Origin of the sequence: Bacillus sp. Root131 (assembly GCF_001429475.1) — a bacterium.
Lineage (GTDB): Bacteria > Bacillota > Bacilli > Bacillales > Bacillaceae_G > Bacillus_A > Bacillus_A thuringiensis_S.
Window position 1 is genome coordinate 454,228 of record NZ_LMJQ01000001.1, and the last position, 16,466, is coordinate 470,693.

A 16,466-nucleotide genomic window follows, 5' to 3' on the forward strand; every position below is an offset into this window, starting at 1 on the left:
TGTTTTATAATAATTTAAATTTTTCGTGGAATCAAGTGTTTTATATATATTTTAAAAATTCTTTCTTTTTCCAGAAAAGTTTGTGAAAAATGTAGCAAAATAAATTCATTGCATGTACATTAAACTTATAGTGCATAGGAGGTGGGAGAATGAAAAGGAAACAGCCTATTTATGTTGCGACAAAAATGAACACGACGATGGAAAAATTATGGAGATATACGCAAGAACCAGATATACATACAGAGTGGGATGCTCGCTTTACTGAAATTTCGTATTTAGGGAAAAAAGAAGGAGAACCACAGAAGTTTTTGTATAAAACAAAGATTGGATTTGGGCTTGAAATAGCTGGAGAAGGGGAATCAATAGGTGAAATAAGAAAAGAAACTGGTGAAAGAATTTCCTCTTTAAAATTTTGGACGGATAATACATTATCTCTTATTCAAATAGGACGTGGTTATTGGAAGTATACGCCGAATAAAGAATACATCCATTTTGAGACACAATATGATTATGATACAAGATTTGGTCGTATAGGAAATGTAATAGATTCCTATATTTTTCGTCCGTTATTAGGTTGGGCGACCGCTTGGAGTTTTGATGCCTTAAAATTATGGTTAGAAAAGGGGCTTCATCCTAGGTTACTAATTAGAAGAACAATGACGTATTGGCTCGTATGCTTTTTATTTGCTTTTGTATGGATATATCAAGGGATAGTGCCGAAACTACTGTTTACTCATTCAGAAGAAGTAAAGATGCTTTCTGTATTAATTGGTTCAAATGAAAGTAGTGTATATATACTTAAAATAATTGGGGTGTTAGAAATAATTTTCGGTGTCGTATGGCTGTTGCCACTAACAAAACGAAAATTATTTATACTGCATATTATTGTATTACTAGTTTTAACGTTAGCGGCAGGATTTACGAATATCGCAAGCTTTACAGGGCCGTTTAATCCGATTACATTAAATGTTCTTCTAATGGGGTTATCAATTGTCGGTTATATAAATAGTTTCGATTTACCAAGCGCGAAAAATTGCAAGAGGGCGAGAAAGGGATAAGTGTATGGCTAATATGTATGAACGATTATTAGGGGATACCTATAAAAATCTTCATCCTGAATTGCAGAAGCGTTATGCCATTACAGAAGAGAATAGTTTTACAGGGGAAGGAAAGATGGATGAAATTTACGGTGGCTCTTTTTTCGTGAAATTTATATTGAAAATTGCATCGAAGTTTCGAATGTTTTTCTCGGAACGAGGAGAGGAAATTCCATTTACGATACAAAACATAGCTGAGCGAGATGAATATGGACAAGAATTAGTAAGGTGGAACCGTACTTTTTATTTTCATAATAAGAAAAGATATTTTAACGCAGTTATGCAATTGGATGAAAACGAAAATGAAATTGTAGATTATTTTGGCGAACCACATTTACTCGTTTCTACACTACATTTTCATATCGATGAGTTAGGGGCAATGCATATTGCTTCAAAGAAACAATGGTTTTATATGTTTGGAAGAAAAATTCCGTTGCCAAAATTCTTGTATGGTGAAGCAAAAATTGTTGAAAGTTATGATGCAACACTACAGTGTTTTCGAATTCATGTACAAGTACGAAACCCGTTAATTGGCTCGCTTTTTTCATATAAGGGAACATTTGTGGAAAGGAAATAAACGATATGAAAAATATAATATTTGGGCTTGCTGGTTATGTTGTTTTTCTATTATGTGAGCGGTCGAATATAAATCCTGTTGAAGCAATTATATTATTATCTGTTTTATTATTTATACCAATGTCACTTTGTATTATTGATAAAAGAAAAAGAGATGGATCGTATTTATTATTTTATAAATTCGTATCGTTTTTATATCCAATTGCAGCAATTTGTGCAATGCTAGCTTTCGTCACAAATCACTATGTATTTGCGCTAGTTTGGTTTGTATATACAGGAATTGTTGCGTTATTTGGTGTAAGTAGATTGCTAGAAAGAGGATGGAAGCCGTTAGAAGAGACCGCCATAGATAGTGCGTTTATTTATTTGTTTTTAGGTGGTTTTTGGTTTTTTGCTTCAGTAGCAAAACTTTCAATTATGCAGTTTAGCTCTGACATTGTTTTACTCACAGCTGCACATTTTCATTATTCGGCGTTTCTATTGCCATTATCAGCTGGTTTAATAGGGAGAAAAAGAGAAAAGAGAAGTAAAGTGTATGATGTTATTATGTTTATCATCATGATTTCACCTATGACAGTCGCAATAGGAATTACATACTCGAGAATATTTGAATTTTTTGCAGTGTTTCTATATTTATGTGCGATTTATGGGTATGGATTTTACGTTTGGAGAGCAAAATTTAATGCTATCAGTGCAAAGATTCTACTAATCGTTTCGTCTAGTACACTCATGGTTACAATTATGTTCTCACTTATATACTCATACGGGAATTTGAAGCATGTAATGACGATTACAATTGCTCAAATGGTTTGGATTCATGGTGTTGTCAATGGAATTGGAGTAGCGTTACCGGCATTTGTCGGCTGGATGATCGAAAAGAGTGTTCCGAATTATAAATACTATGGGAAACCAATGAGTAAATTAAGAGGAAGTGTGGCAATTGGTGAGGCTTTTTTATATAGCGGCAATTTAGTAGGCAGTAAGGAATACAACGGTTTAGTTGATCAAATAACTGATTTTCATAGTGAGTCATTTGACGTGACGAAGGTACCTTTAAGTATTATTCGTTTTTATGAAAATACAACAGAGTATGAGTTGCAATCAAATATTAAATGGGCTCGTTGGTTCCGCCCATTTGCATTTTGTTATGAGAAAATGAGTAAGCGTGTAGGACAAATACATTTAGGGATGGGCGGCAATTGGGAAACGATGCATGGCTCTATCATTAATGTAATAGATGAGAAAGATGGAAGAGAGAATGTAAGGGCTTGGCTAAGGAAAAATGAAGCAGGTGAATCTATTTTTGTAGCTCTTTATTCAAAGCATACAAATAAGAATGAGACATATATGAATATCGCCTTACCTTTACCTTATTCGAATATGACTGGTATTTTGAAAATATATAATGATAGTCATGATTTAATCATTACTAGTAAGTTAAGAGAAAATGGTCAGGGAGATGAGGGTATTTATTTACATACTCAGTTCTTAACAATCCGTTTACCGTTAGCAGAGACTTTCGTCATTACAGAGGATAAGGATAAAATGTTAACAGCTCATCATAGCATGTGGATATTTGGACTTAAATTTTTACATATTCATTATAAGATTGAAAAAATTACTTAGAAGTAAGAAAGGCTTGGACAGGTTTCCAAGCTTTTTTATGTATGGGTAATTGTCATAGAAATTTGTTTATTTAGCTCATTATCCCAAACACGTTGAATTTCAAAAGTGCCTGTTTCAAAAAATAATGGGAATCTCTCTTTAAACCAATCTTGCATAGGAAGATGTAGTGCTGTATCGATTGGTATCCATAATAATTCGCCCTCAGGAGGGTTTAAAAGAAGTTCACCTTCAAATGAGTCTGTCCAGTAGTTAAATACCATGTACCGAACATTACCTTTCGGATTTACATATTCATCTAATCCTTTAAAAGTTAAATTCGAAACAAGTAATCCAGTTTCCTCTTTTACTTCTCTTATAGCGGCTTGAACGATACTTTCGGGGAAATCTACTTTGCCGCCAGGAGCGATGTAGCCAGGGAAACCTCGATGGTTGGGGCGTTTTATGAGTAAAACTTCATTGTTACGTTGGATCATACACATTGTATAGATCTGGTGTTCGATGTTATGTGAATTTAGAGGCATAATGATGTATTCTCCTTTATATTTTTTTGATAATTTTACCATAACATAATTGTTTCTTATATAATTATAAATTGAATATTATAAAATTTAAGTTATAAATTATAAATTCTATAGTCATTCGAAAAGAGGGAAGAGACATGCAAGGAGAAATACAAAAGGAGAAAAGTTTAGGTTATGTTGGTAAATTATTATTACCGGTTAAAGTATCACCACACTTTAAATTTTTATGGATTGGACAATTACTCTCGGCCTTAGGTAGTTCGATAACTATGGTCATACTCCCAGTTGTTGTGTATTCATTAATTGGCTCAACAGTTGTGATGGGAATGACAATGGCAATGTACATGCTACCTAATATTCTCGCTTTACCGTTTGCAGGTTTAATTGTAGACCGAATTGATCGGTTTAAATTAATGTTATTTACGGATATACTCCGCTGTATATTAATGCTATTACTTGCATCGCTTATATTTATGGATTTATTAACAATTACAGTTTTATACATTCTCGTTGCCTTATACGGACTTATGGAAGGGATATTCCAACCAGCATATTCTGCTGTAAGGGCGAAAGTATTCGTTCCTGAAATTCGTAATGCAGCTAACGCACTCACTCAAATGAGTAATCAAGGTATACGATTAATTGGACCAGCACTTGGTGGGTTAATCGTATCGGTTGCGTCTGCAGGGATAGGTTTCGGACTAGATGCAGTAACGTACTTATTATCATTTTTATGTTTATTATTTTTAAAAGAAATTAAGTTTGAAAAAGTAAAACCCATTGAAAAGAGTAAGCTTAATTACAAACAAGAGTTTATGGAAGGTGTATTAGTTTTAAAAAGTCATCCGTGGCTGTGGATTACAATTTTAGTTTTTTCTTTTATAAATATTTGTTATGCCGGCATTATCGTCGTATTAATTCCGTGGTTATTTAATGTTCATCATCATTTTGAAGCTTACGTGTATGGACTTGGCATGGCCTTTTCTGGTGGTGGGGCTGTAATTGCTGCATTAATATTTGGTGGGAAAGAGCGGTGGCATAAGAGAGGATTACTGGCTTATGGAGGTGTTTTAATGAGTGGTATTGCTTTATTAATTATGCCATTCATTTCTTGGGCACCCGCTTTAATATTCTTAATGGCAATTGAAGGATTTGGCATGATGATATTTGGACTCATTTGGGAAACGAGTTTACAGGAACTTGTACCAGAAGAAGCATTCGGAAGAGTGGCAAGTCTTGATATGTTGGGTTCTTTTGCTTTATTGCCATTAGGGTATGTAGTTGTAGGCTGGTTAGCTACTGTCATAGGTGGCGAGATAACTATTATAACACTAGCTAGTTTAGTAATTTTAACAATTGGAATAGCATTGTCTGTACCGAGTATTCGTCGATTTAATTGATTATATGGGAAAAGAGGGCTAGACCTATATAGAAAATAACCTAGCATATAATCAACCAGTATTAATAAAACAACTTTGTAATGAAAAGCCTTCCATACATATTTGGCGCAAAAAATTAGTATCGAAGCAACAAAATTAGAAATCACAAAAGAAGTGACGGAAGCGATACAAGCAGGTTTCAAAAAAGAAGAATAAGCCCTAAAGAAATTAGGACTTATTCTTCACTAAATACAAATGTTTGTTTCATTTTTTTACCTTCATTTACCGGATGGCCGTTATAAGAGAAATTCTTTTCTTCCCAAGTGATCACAACTTTAAAATTATGACTATTAAAGTCTAATGGGAATACCATGTACTCAAAGCTTGTATGACTTTTAGAAATATTTTCATTAGGTGTAGTAGGTTTAAAGGTAGCCTTAGAGGTAGGATTGTTATCAAGTATTTCCACAGATACGTTTGATACATCATGACCGATGTTTTTTACGAGTAAACTATACGTATCAAATACACCTTGCTTTGGCTGGATTGCTTGCTTGTTTGAGTTATGAGATTTATCAATTTCGACATACCATTGTTTAGACTTTGACGCAATCGGTAGTGACTGAAATGTGTAAGCACTAGCTTGCATTGGTAGTGCTAAACATATAAGCGTAAAGAGAGTTAATATTTTTCGTTTCATTTTTTGAGAGCTCCCATTCTTTAATGGATTTACTTGTTATTATCTTCTTTTTACGAGTAAATATACCATATAATGTAAAGTGAGTATTGTGAGTAGTGAATCAATATCTTATTCACTACTCTTATAGCTGGCATAATTACGTATGTAGTAAGAAAGAATAAATTTGTTTTTTCTATACTTAGATTACTGCCCTTTTTAAAAGGGCTATTTTTACGTTTTAAAAAAAGAATATACTAAGAGTTCCGTATAAATTATTTATTTTAATGTAGTTAAATGTGCTTGTAGATGTGAAATTAGAGAAGGAAGCTGTGTAGAGATGTTTCTACACAGCTTTTTAGGATATGAAAAAAATCCCAAAAAATATGTTAAAATAACATTGTCATACAACAAGGGGGCTTTGTTTTATGGAAAATGTACATCTTGCTAAAGTAGATTTAACGAAAAAAATTGAATCAAAATCTAAGTACAACAAGAAACTCGAAAAATATCAAAGGCGCTTATTAGCATTACAGCAAATTTTGAAAGAAGAAAAAATCGCAGTTATGCTTGTTATGGAAGGATGGGATGCGGCTGGTAAAGGTGGGGCAATTAAGCGGGTGACGGAACATCTTGACCCACGTGGGTTCCAAGTAGATCCAATTGGAGCGCCTGCACCTCATGAAAAACGTTACCATTATTTGCAACGTTTCTGGCGCAAAATTCCACAGTACGGGCAAATTAACATTTTTGATCGCTCATGGTACGGTCGTGTGTTAGTTGAGCGTGTTGAAGGTTTTGCTACAAAGGAAGAGTGGATGAGAGCATATGATGAGATTAATGATTTTGAAAAACTACTAACAGATGACCATTACATAATAGGGAAGTTCTTCTACCATATAAGTAAAGAGGAACAGTTAAAGAGATTTAACGATAGAGAGAAAAATCCTTTGAAAAGATGGAAAATTACAGATGAAGATTGGCGTAATCGTGAAAAATGGGATGAGTATGTTGAAGCGATGGAAGACATGTTTGAAAGAACAAGTAAGCAAAATGCGAAGTGGCATATTATTGAAAGTAACGATAAATTGTATGCCCGTGTGAAAACGTTAAAAATCATTATTTCATTCATAGAGGATTATTTCTTAGAACATGGTATAGAATTGCCTTCTTATTATTATGAAATGAAAGAGGATATTGAAGTTTTGCAAGATGTAGGTGTGAAAGAGTAAATAAGAAAATGGCCCTGTGAATTGGTAAAACCAAATTATGGGGCTTTTTTATTTAGAAACATTTTACAAATAACAAAATAAGGTATATAATCGATAATCATATTAATATTGTTAATATGATTATCGATTATATACTATGTGGGGGTTTTACTTTGAAGGGAAGAGATGTTGTTTTAGGTTTATTAATGGAAAAGGAATTGTCTGGTTACGATATTAAAATTGTTTTTGAAGACGTATTTACTCATTTTTTTGATGGAAGTTTTGGAATGATTTATCCAACGTTACGACAATTGGAGAATGAGGGGAAAATAAAAAAAGAAGTTGTCATGCAAGAGGGAAAACCGAATAAGAAAATGTACTTTATTACAGATGAGGGGCGTGAAGAATTTTATCAATACATGCAGACGCCTGTAGAGAAGGATGTTTTACGTTCGGATTTTTTAATGAGAATGTATTTTGGTAACTATAGTGATGATGTAACAATAAAAAAATGGATTAAAGATGAAATTGAAAGAAAAGAAGCGTACATTGCAGATCTTCGATTGAAATATGAAAAGTGGAGAGTAGGTATTACTTTCGTCGAAGAAATTTCACTAGATGTAGGTATTGCATCGTATAGTGCACAAGTGGAGACTTTGAAGAAAAAATTAGAAGAGTTAGAGGCGAAAGAAAACAATAAAACAGAAGAATGAAAAACGCGTTCACAATAAATAAAGGGGTATATAAAGATGGAGCAAACAAAGGGTATTAAGATTGTCTTTTTAATGTGTCTAGGTATCTTTCTTTGTATGATTGATACGACAATTATGAATATAGCTTTACCGGCAATACAATCGAGTGTAAATACTTCATTAGAAAAGATGTCTTGGGTATTAAATGTTTATACAATGACGATTGCAGTACTCGCCATTCCGTTAGGGCGGATAGCTGATATCTTTGGAAAAGCAAAGATGTATATTCTTGGTTTGGTGATTTTTGGTGGTGGATCGGTACTTTGCGCTTTTGCTAATACAGGTGATTTTCTTATTTTTTCTCGTTTTATACAAAGTATTGGTGCGGCGATTTTATTTCCAACAAGTATGGTAATTGGTGTATCAGCTATGCCATTAGCTAAGAGGCATGTTGCGCTTGCGATTTTAGGAGTAACACAAGGATTGTCAGCTGCTATGGGACCAGTGATAGGTGGAATTATTACGCAAAATTTAGGATGGAGATGGGTGTTCTTCGTTAATGTTCCGGTTTGTATAATAGGAATCGTGTTATGTTGCATCATGCTACAAATAAAAAATGAAGAACGTATTATCTCAAAAATAGATTGGATAGGACTACTATTAAGTAGCACAGCAATTTTTTCATTTACTCTCATATTAGTAAAAGGTAATACATGGGGATGGCAAGGTAATATTGCTTTGTCTTGTTATGCAATTAGCACTATTTCTCTTATTCTATTTGTTTTAGTAGAACGAAAGATTCATAACCCAATGGTGAATTTAAAGTTATTTCAAGATCGAATGTTTGTCGGAGCGTCTATCGTTGTTATATTAAGTAATTTATTTTTAATTGGAGTTACTGTATTGCTTCCAACGTTCTTGACGAAACTACAAGGTCGGACGGAAATTGAAGCGGCTTTTTTAGTGACACCTATTTCAGCAATGATATTTTTAATCTCACCAGTTGCAGCAACTTTAATTAAAAAACTCGGAAAAGTAACTATTATTTTGTCAGGATTTCTTGTTATGGGGCTTTCCTACTATTGGTTGCAAATGATTGATGTTCATTCAACAAATATAGAAATTATTATTCCGTGTATGATATTAGGTGTTGGATATGGTTTAGTAGTGGGGCCAATTACAGTTTTAAGTGCTTCTTCATTTGAAGGAGAACTGTTAACTGCTTCTCAAAGTGTTGTATCAATGTTACGACAAGTTGGAATTGTATTGGCGGTTGCAATATTTGTCTCTAACTTAACTCACAATTTAACTGTAAATAAAGAAAAAGTATATCGTTATGCAGAAGAAAAGGTGCGTAATATTCATGTGAATAGTGCTGAGCAAACTGAAATTTTACAAATGACTAAAGAGAAAATAGAGAATCAAAGTTTAGAGTCGAATATAAATAAGAAACAAAATGCAATGACAATAGGATTAAGTAAAGAGAAAAAGGAAGAATTGATTCGCGACAAGACGGATGAAATATTAAGAGAAGTTCCAGTAGAATATAGAGATGTAAAAAGAGAAGAAGTTATGAGGCAAGTGACAAAAGAAGTTGAAAAACAAGAGGAAAGTATAAAGAAAGAGGTACTCACATTTTCAAATGATGTGAATCATTATGCCAAGAATCAGATGGCTATGAGTTTTACAGATTTATATAAAGCAAGTGTGCCAATTATTTTAATTTGTGCTTTCGTAAGTTTGTTGTTTTGGGAAGGGAAAGCTTTGAGTAAAAAGAGAATGGGAAGATTAGTAGAAGAAGCGTAAAGAAAAACAGGCTATAGCAGCCTGTTTTTTTCATTGTTTCCTCCTTGCATATTGTGAATAGTAGTATTTTTAATATAGCATGGGATAAGTCGAGTATGATTAGAAAGTTTTTTAGAATGAAAGGGATGAATGGAAAATGCCATTGAATATGTAACGTTATACATAGTACATTAACAAGAGGGCTTAATTTTAAAAGGAGGATGGGGAATTGCTAGATAAGGCAGGGGCTTTAATAGATAATCATGTGTACACAGAAGAAGAGCAACAAAAACTATACAAACGAACGTTAATAATCGTCAGCATTTCACAAATGTTTGGCGGTGCAGGACTAGCTGCTGGTATTACAGTGGGAGCACTTCTTGCGCAGCAAATGCTTGGAACAGATGCATTTGCAGGATTACCAACTGCTATGTTTACATTAGGATCGGCATTAGCAGCTTTCATAGTAGGGAAGCTTTCGCAACGATATGGACGCCGGATAGGTCTTGCAACAGGGTTCATAGTAGGTGGATTTGGAGCAATTGGTGTTGTAATGGCAGCTTTAACAAATAGTATTATTCTTTTACTTATTTCTTTACTCATATATGGTGCCGGTACAGCCACGAATCTACAAGCTCGTTATGCAGGTACAGATTTAGCAGATAAGAAGCAGAGAGCAACGGCTGTTAGTATTACGATGGTAATGACGACTTTCGGTGCAGTTGCAGGACCAAATTTAGTAGGGGTAATGGGAAGTTTTGCTCATTCAATTGGAGTTCCTAAACTTGCAGGTCCGTTCATACTATCGGCAGCAGCATTTATACTGGCGGGTCTAGTTCTTTTTGTTATGCTTCGTCCAGATCCGTTAATTATTGCTAACATAATAGAAAGATATAAACAGGAACATACATATAAAGGGCAACCAGTAACAGAAGAAGCGAAAGAAAATAAACGAGGTATTACAGTTGGAGCAATCGTAATGATACTTACGCAAATAGTGATGGTTGCGATTATGACGATGACACCAGTTCATATGGGACACCACGGTCACGGTTTAAGTGCAGTAGGACTTGTGATAGGTTTTCATGTAGGTGCAATGTATCTTCCATCTCTCGTTACAGGAATGTTAATTGATAAAATTGGCCGAACTACAATGAGTATAGCTGGTGGAGTGATTTTACTTGCAGCGGGTGTCATAGCTGCGATAGCGCCAAGTGATTCTTTATTATTATTAATCGTTGCTCTTTCTTTACTTGGGCTAGGATGGAACCTCGGATTGATAAGTGGTACAGCACAAATCGTTGATTCCACAACACCGTCTACACGTGCTAAAACACAAGGGAAAATAGATGTTTTTATTGCGCTAGCTGGAGCTTCTGGTGGAGCGATGTCAGGTATGGTAGTAGCGAATTCAAGTTATGCGGTATTGTCATTGGCTGGAGGCGTGTTAGCGTTATTACTTATTCCTGTTGTGATATGGTCTCGAAAAGGGGCAAGAAATTAAATGAAAAAGAGGTTCTAGTTACTGACTAGAGCCTCTTTTTATACACTTAAATTAAATTCCACTCTACAATAAGCCCTAAATGTGTAAGACCACCACCGAATCCGTATAGTAAAAGTGTGTCTCCATTATTTAACTTCCCTTCTTTTATAGCTAAATCTAGAGCGAGTGGAATGGTGACTGAAGAGGTATTCCCCATATATTCCACGCTCGTTAATGTTTTTTGTATTGAAATTTGAGATTTTTCGCAAATAGATTCGATCATTCGTAAGTTAGCGCTGTGGGGTATGAACCAGTCTATATCATCTACTGGCATATTTGCGGTATGTATTAAATCTTTTATGCCTTTTGGCACTGTACGTGTTGCCCATTTATATACTTCTCTTCCATTTTGAACGATTTTTTCATTTGTTTGCAGTGGTGTGCCATTCATAGTAGTAGATAAGTTTGTTCTATATAGATGAATGCCGCCATCACCGTTTGTTCCCATGTGAGCAGCGATAAAGCTTGGGGTGTCTTCATCTCTTTCTAATAAAATAGCTCCAGCACCATCACCGAATAAAATACAGGTCGTTCTATCGGTATAATCAGTAACTTTAGATAATGTCTCTGTCGCTACGACAAGTACTTTTTTATGTGATCCAGAAGTGATTAAGCTATTACCGACGTGTAGTCCATATGTAAAACCAGCACAAGTTGCATTTAAATCAAAAGCTAGTGTATGAGGTATGTTGAAGTATTGTTGTATTTGGCAAGCAACGCTAGGGAAAACGTAATCAGCAGTAGTAGTAGCGACAATGATACAGTCGACATCTTCTAAGTTTTTCTTATATGTTGTACATAAATTTTTAATTGCTTTAATGGCTAAGTTTGAGGAATATTCTTCTTCGCTAGCGATTCTTCTTTCCTTCATTCCTGTTCTTTGTACAATCCATTCATCATTCGTATGGACCATCTTTTCTAAATCGTTATTAGACAATATTTGATTTGGAACATAAGTACCAATTGCAGTAATACGAGATTTAGAATGCATAGGAACATCTCCTGATTTTTATTTTTATAACCTGATACTAATATTAGGTTATAAAAATGTCAATATAGATTTTTGATGTATTGAACGACTTAACTTACTATGAAGGAATTTAGCGAGTGTTGTAAAAATAATATACGAGAAGTTTCTAAAATTGATAATTGCTTTTGTTATTTTTATTGTGAGAAAAATTCGCAAAAAATGACGATTAAAGTAAAAATATAACGATTTTCTTTAGTGTGATATAGGTTGTTAAACCTTGTGAAAGCGAATTACTTATGCTACACTTTATGTAACTTAAAATGAACGGAGGGGCTTCCTTTGATCTTAATCAGATTACGTCTCAATACTTTGTGCCAATAATTGAATAGCGCTCAAAGGCTCTGTCTGTGTACAGAGTGAACGGGATTGGTCTGCCTATTTTAAAGGAACCCTTTATTAAGCTTATATGTGAAAAAGAGGGAGGGACGAATACGCCCTCTTTTTGTTTTGCCTTTATAAATAGAATGGGATTGTATAGGTGAACACTTATTGTGGATACGTATACGATTTTGGGACTTTTTTTACTATGAGATAGGATGAAAGCACAGCTTTCTTCTATTTCTTTGATGAACCCTTATCCGTTTACGAAAACACAGGCAGCGACCTGTGTTTTTTATTTTACGTAATCGAAATGGAGGAATAAATATATGGAAGAAGTATTACAAAGAGCAGTTTTAGTTGGAGTAAATGTAGGTAATGAAGATGATTTTGCATATTCGATGGAAGAGTTAACAAATCTTGCGGAAGCTTGTGATGTAGAGGTAATTGGGCAAGTAACGCAAAATTTACAACGAGTAAATCCATCGCATTATATCGGAAAAGGAAAGATTGAAGAAGTAGCAGCGTATGTACAAGAAATAGATGCGAATATGGTCATCTTTAATGATGAATTATCTCCTTCACAAATTCGAAATTTAGAAGAGGATTTAGATTGTAAGGTAATTGATCGTACCATTTTAATTTTAGATATTTTTGCGCAACGTGCGAAAACGAAAGAAGCACAGCTACAAGTAGAAGTAGCCCATCTTCAGTATATGATGCCTCGTTTAATCGGTCTTCGTGAATCGTTAGGAAGACAGAGCGGCGGCGTTGGTACGAAAAATAAAGGTGTCGGTGAGAAGAAGTTAGAGTTAGACCGTCGTAAAATTGAAGAACAAATTTCAGTTTTAAATAAAGATTTAGAAGCGCTCGTTGCCCAGCGTCAAACGCAGCGAAAGCAACGTAAGAAAAATGAAATACCTGTTGTAGCATTAGTAGGTTATACGAATGCAGGAAAGTCAACGACGATGAATGCAATGCTTGAAATTTATAATGGTACAGAAGAAAAACAAGTATTTGAAAAAGATATGTTATTCGCGACGTTAGAAACATCTGTACGAAATATTGATTTGCCAGATAATAAATCATTCTTATTAACAGATACAGTTGGATTTGTAAGTAAATTACCACATCATCTTGTGAAGGCGTTCCGTTCAACGTTAGAAGAAGTAGCGGAAGCAGACCTACTTATTCACGTCGTAGATTACGCAAATTCAAATTATGAACAATTAATTGATATTACAAATGAAACGTTAAAGAAAATTGGAGTAGAAAATATTCCAACGATCTATGCTTATAATAAATCAGATATGGTAGATGTTGAAATTCCGAAAGTGCAAGAAGATCGCGTTTATTTATCAGCGAAGAAACATGTTGGAATTGAAGAACTTGTAGAAATGATTCGCTCACACATCTATAAAGAGTATACGAAGTGTGAAATGTTAATTCCATATGATCAAGGACAGGTAGTTTCGTATTTCAATAATCATGCACACGTTTTATCTACGAGTTACGAAAACGAAGGTACCAAATTAGAAATAGAATGTAAGACGAGTGATTACGAGAAGTATAAGCATTTTGCAATTTAATGTAAGAGGCAACCCAGTATGTGATTGGGTTGTCTTTTTTTGTACTGTTTTACCGCTGAAAGTTACAAGGATGCAAGCCAATGACGGGAGTTAAGTTATATTTCTGGAAAAAGAAATGAAAGCAGTATAGAATAGAAATGTTTCAAAAGTCAGAATTTATTACACCTACTGTAATAAATATATATTTTGTACAGAAAGGGGAGATTCACATATGCAGGCAGTTTCACACAAAAAAACTGTAGAAACACCGACAATATATCGAATTTTATTTGCGATTAGCTTTGGGCATTTTTTAAATGATTCGATGCAAGCAGTTGTGCCGGCGTTGTTTCCTATTTTGGAAAAAACGATGAATTTATCCTATATGCAAGTAGGGTGGATTGCGTTTGCTTTAAATATGACGTCATCGATTATGCAACCGGTGTTTGGTATGTATTCAGATAAGAAGCCATCACCATTTTTATTACCACTCGGTATGTTTTCAAGCATGCTTGGAATGATTGGACTCGCGTTTGCACCAAACTTTATTATTGTTATTATTTCTGTTTTATTTATTGGTTTAGGTTCCGCAGTTTTTCATCCAGAAGGCGCTCGTGTTGCGTATATGGCGGCAGGTGCAAAACGAGGGTTAGCGCAAGCGATTTATCAAGTTGGGGGAAACACGGGGAATTCCTTAGCTCCTATTTTTACAGCGCTAATTTTCGTTCCACTCGGTCAAATTGGTTCATTAGGTTTTACAGCATTTGCAGCAGTAGGAATTGTATTATTAATTTTCGTATCGAATTGGTACAAAAATGAATTAGCAACCGGCGCTGTAAGAAGGAAGAAGAGGGCTGCGCTTGAGGCGGAAAATGCAATTGTAAGTACACACATTAAATTCGTTATTATACTTCTTGTTTTTCTTACTTTTGTACGTTCTTGGTACGGTGCTGGTATCGGGAATTTCTATCAATTTTACTTAATAGAGCATTATGGTTTATCTATAAAAAATGCCCAGTATTTCGTATTCGCATTTATGATTGCTGGTGTGTTAGGAACTTTCTTCGGAGGACCGTTAGCAGATCGATTTGGTAAGAAAAATATCATCGTATTTTCAATGTTAGGTTCAGCGCCACTTGCACTGTTATTACCACATGTCTCACTTGTGTGGGTCGTACCGTTATTTTTATGTATCGGTTTTATTAGTTCAAGTAGTTTTAGTGTAATTGTTGTATATGCACAAGAGCTTGTACCTGGAAAAGTGGGAATGGTGTCAGGATTAATCGTAGGTCTTGCGTTTGGACTTGGAGCATTAGGTGCAGTAGTTCTTGGGAAATTAGCAGATATATATAGCCTGCAATTTATTATGCTATTATGTAGTTGTCTACCATTAATTGGACTCACTTCATGGTTACTGCCAAGTGATAAGAAAACGATAGAATAGGGGATGCGCTATGAAATTATGTGAAAACGTAACAGAATTAATAGGCGATACACCTGTCGTCCGATTATCTAAATTTATTCCGGAAGACGCAGCAGATGTGTATGTGAAACTAGAAATGTTTAATCCATCGCGCAGTGTGAAAGACCGTGCTGCTTATAATTTACTTCACGTTGCAGAAGAAAATGGTCTCATCAAACCAGGAGATACAATCATTGAACCGACAAGCGGGAATACAGGGATTGGTTTAGCGATGAATGCAGCAGCTAAAGGGTATAAAGCGATTTTAATTATGCCAGACAATATGTCAAAAGAGCGTATTAATTTATTAAAAGCATACGGGGCAGAAGTAGTTTTAACACCAGCAGAACAAAGAATGCCAGGAGCAATTGCGAAGGCGTTAGAATTGCAAAAGCAAATACCGAATAGTTTTATTCCGCAACAATTTGAAAACCCAGCTAATCCGAATATTCACCGCTATACGACTGCGCTTGAAATTTATGAACAAATGGATGGAGAGCTTGACGCCTTTGTTGCAACGGCAGGAACAGGCGGAACGATTACAGGGACTGGTGAAACGTTAAAAGAGAAATTACCAAACTTATATATTGCAGTAGTGGAACCGAAAGGATCTCCCGTTTTATCAGGTGGTGTACCAGGTCCTCATAAACTAGTAGGAACAAGCCCAGGGTTCATCCCGAAAAACTTAAATATAGAAGTGTATAACGAAATTATTCAAATTGCAGACGAAGAGGCTTTAACGACAATGAGAAACTTAGCTAGACAAGAGGGATTATTAGTTGGGCCGTCTTCTGGAGCATCTGTTTACGCTGCAATCATGATAGCGAAACGTCTAGGCGCTGGTAAAAAAGTTTTATGTATTGCGCCTGATACAGGGGAACGTTATTTGAGTATGGGGTTATTTGAATAAAAAGGATAGAAACACCTTAATAGTGAATAGCTGCTATTAAGGTGTTTGTTTTATGGAATGAAGAAGGGGGAG

General features: G+C 34.9%; 14 protein-coding genes. 11 read left to right on the forward strand and 3 right to left on the reverse strand.

The features are described 5' to 3' along the window. The first annotated feature begins 149 nt into the window (after positions 1-149). From ASE54_RS02355 to ASE54_RS02365, 3 genes are read left to right on the forward strand one after another with little or no spacing between them, the layout of a single operon-like run. Positions 150-1,058 carry a DoxX-like family protein gene (locus ASE54_RS02355; RefSeq protein ID WP_000823953.1) on the forward strand — a complete coding sequence of 303 codons (909 nt, stop codon included), beginning with the start codon at positions 150-152 and terminating at the stop codon, positions 1,056-1,058. 4 nt (positions 1,059-1,062) lie between these two features. Continuing rightward, a complete protein-coding gene (locus ASE54_RS02360; RefSeq protein ID WP_000002648.1) occupies positions 1,063-1,674 on the forward strand; it encodes a DUF4166 domain-containing protein in 612 nt (203 codons plus the stop codon). A gap of 5 nt (positions 1,675-1,679) precedes the next feature. Further along, a complete protein-coding gene (locus ASE54_RS02365; protein ID WP_000789396.1) occupies positions 1,680-3,299 on the forward strand; it encodes a YndJ family protein in 1,620 nt (539 codons plus the stop codon). 35 nt (positions 3,300-3,334) lie between these two features. Here ASE54_RS02365 and ASE54_RS02370 read toward each other — a convergent pair whose 3' ends face one another. After that, positions 3,335-3,820 carry an 8-oxo-dGTP diphosphatase gene (locus tag ASE54_RS02370; protein ID WP_001130579.1) on the reverse strand — a complete coding sequence of 162 codons (486 nt, stop codon included), beginning with the start codon at positions 3,818-3,820 and terminating at the stop codon, positions 3,335-3,337. A gap of 137 nt (positions 3,821-3,957) precedes the next feature. On the opposite strand from ASE54_RS02370, the gene ASE54_RS02375 reads away from it, so the two are divergent. Beyond that, on the forward strand, positions 3,958-5,220 hold the full coding sequence (locus ASE54_RS02375) for an MFS transporter (protein WP_001161166.1): 1,263 nt from the start codon (positions 3,958-3,960) through the stop codon (positions 5,218-5,220). Positions 5,221-5,434: 214 nt separating this feature from the next. Here the strand turns inward: ASE54_RS02375 and ASE54_RS02380 are convergent, their stop codons facing one another. Further along, the gene (locus ASE54_RS02380) at positions 5,435-5,899 is read right to left on the reverse strand and encodes a hypothetical protein (RefSeq protein WP_000823339.1); all 465 of its coding nucleotides are present in this window, start codon (positions 5,897-5,899) and stop codon (positions 5,435-5,437) included. 404 nt (positions 5,900-6,303) lie between these two features. On the opposite strand from ASE54_RS02380, the gene ASE54_RS02385 reads away from it, so the two are divergent. The 4 genes from ASE54_RS02385 (at position 6,304) to ASE54_RS02400 (ending at position 11,067) form a co-directional block, all read left to right on the forward strand. Then, a complete protein-coding gene (locus ASE54_RS02385) occupies positions 6,304-7,107 on the forward strand; it encodes a UDP-galactose-lipid carrier transferase (RefSeq protein ID WP_000432452.1) in 804 nt (267 codons plus the stop codon). A gap of 152 nt (positions 7,108-7,259) precedes the next feature. Continuing rightward, positions 7,260-7,799 carry a PadR family transcriptional regulator gene (locus ASE54_RS02390; RefSeq protein WP_000678333.1) on the forward strand — a complete coding sequence of 180 codons (540 nt, stop codon included), beginning with the start codon at positions 7,260-7,262 and terminating at the stop codon, positions 7,797-7,799. Positions 7,800-7,835: 36 nt separating this feature from the next. Beyond that, positions 7,836-9,584 carry an MFS transporter gene (locus ASE54_RS02395; protein WP_000438378.1) on the forward strand — a complete coding sequence of 583 codons (1,749 nt, stop codon included), beginning with the start codon at positions 7,836-7,838 and terminating at the stop codon, positions 9,582-9,584. A gap of 208 nt (positions 9,585-9,792) precedes the next feature. Next, positions 9,793-11,067, forward strand: coding sequence for an MFS transporter (locus tag ASE54_RS02400; RefSeq protein WP_000884518.1), 1,275 nt, complete (start codon positions 9,793-9,795; stop codon positions 11,065-11,067). A gap of 46 nt (positions 11,068-11,113) precedes the next feature. Here the strand turns inward: ASE54_RS02400 and ASE54_RS02405 are convergent, their stop codons facing one another. Continuing rightward, the gene (locus ASE54_RS02405; protein WP_000555772.1) at positions 11,114-12,097 is read right to left on the reverse strand and encodes a ketoacyl-ACP synthase III; all 984 of its coding nucleotides are present in this window, start codon (positions 12,095-12,097) and stop codon (positions 11,114-11,116) included. Between the two features lie 686 nt (positions 12,098-12,783). On the opposite strand from ASE54_RS02405, the gene hflX reads away from it, so the two are divergent. From hflX to cysK, 3 genes are all read left to right on the forward strand, one after another. After that, a complete protein-coding gene (gene hflX / locus ASE54_RS02410) occupies positions 12,784-14,043 on the forward strand; it encodes a GTPase HflX (protein ID WP_000393288.1) in 1,260 nt (419 codons plus the stop codon). Between the two features lie 211 nt (positions 14,044-14,254). Next, the gene (locus ASE54_RS02415; protein WP_001149399.1) at positions 14,255-15,466 is read left to right on the forward strand and encodes an MFS transporter; all 1,212 of its coding nucleotides are present in this window, start codon (positions 14,255-14,257) and stop codon (positions 15,464-15,466) included. Positions 15,467-15,476: 10 nt separating this feature from the next. Beyond that, positions 15,477-16,394, forward strand: coding sequence for a cysteine synthase A (gene cysK, locus ASE54_RS02420; RefSeq protein WP_000762269.1), 918 nt, complete (start codon positions 15,477-15,479; stop codon positions 16,392-16,394). The last annotated feature ends 72 nt before the right edge of the window (positions 16,395-16,466 follow it).

Excerpts from the sequence above, each read along its gene's own strand:
- ASE54_RS02355 (WP_000823953.1), top strand. The coding sequence starts at position 150 with ATGAAAAGGAAACAGCCTATTTATGTTGCGACAAAAATGAACACGACG.
- ASE54_RS02360 (WP_000002648.1), top strand. The coding sequence starts at position 1,063 with ATGGCTAATATGTATGAACGATTATTAGGGGATACCTATAAAAATCTT.
- ASE54_RS02365 (WP_000789396.1), top strand. The coding sequence starts at position 1,680 with ATGAAAAATATAATATTTGGGCTTGCTGGTTATGTTGTTTTTCTATTA.
- ASE54_RS02370 (WP_001130579.1), bottom strand. The coding sequence starts at position 3,820 with ATGCCTCTAAATTCACATAACATCGAACACCAGATCTATACAATGTGT.
- ASE54_RS02375 (WP_001161166.1), top strand. The coding sequence starts at position 3,958 with ATGCAAGGAGAAATACAAAAGGAGAAAAGTTTAGGTTATGTTGGTAAA.
- ASE54_RS02380 (WP_000823339.1), bottom strand. The coding sequence starts at position 5,899 with ATGAAACGAAAAATATTAACTCTCTTTACGCTTATATGTTTAGCACTA.
- ASE54_RS02385 (WP_000432452.1), top strand. The coding sequence starts at position 6,304 with ATGGAAAATGTACATCTTGCTAAAGTAGATTTAACGAAAAAAATTGAA.
- ASE54_RS02395 (WP_000438378.1), top strand. The coding sequence starts at position 7,836 with ATGGAGCAAACAAAGGGTATTAAGATTGTCTTTTTAATGTGTCTAGGT.
- ASE54_RS02405 (WP_000555772.1), bottom strand. The coding sequence starts at position 12,097 with ATGCATTCTAAATCTCGTATTACTGCAATTGGTACTTATGTTCCAAAT.
- hflX (WP_000393288.1), top strand. The coding sequence starts at position 12,784 with ATGGAAGAAGTATTACAAAGAGCAGTTTTAGTTGGAGTAAATGTAGGT.
- ASE54_RS02415 (WP_001149399.1), top strand. The coding sequence starts at position 14,255 with ATGCAGGCAGTTTCACACAAAAAAACTGTAGAAACACCGACAATATAT.
- cysK (WP_000762269.1), top strand. The coding sequence starts at position 15,477 with ATGAAATTATGTGAAAACGTAACAGAATTAATAGGCGATACACCTGTC.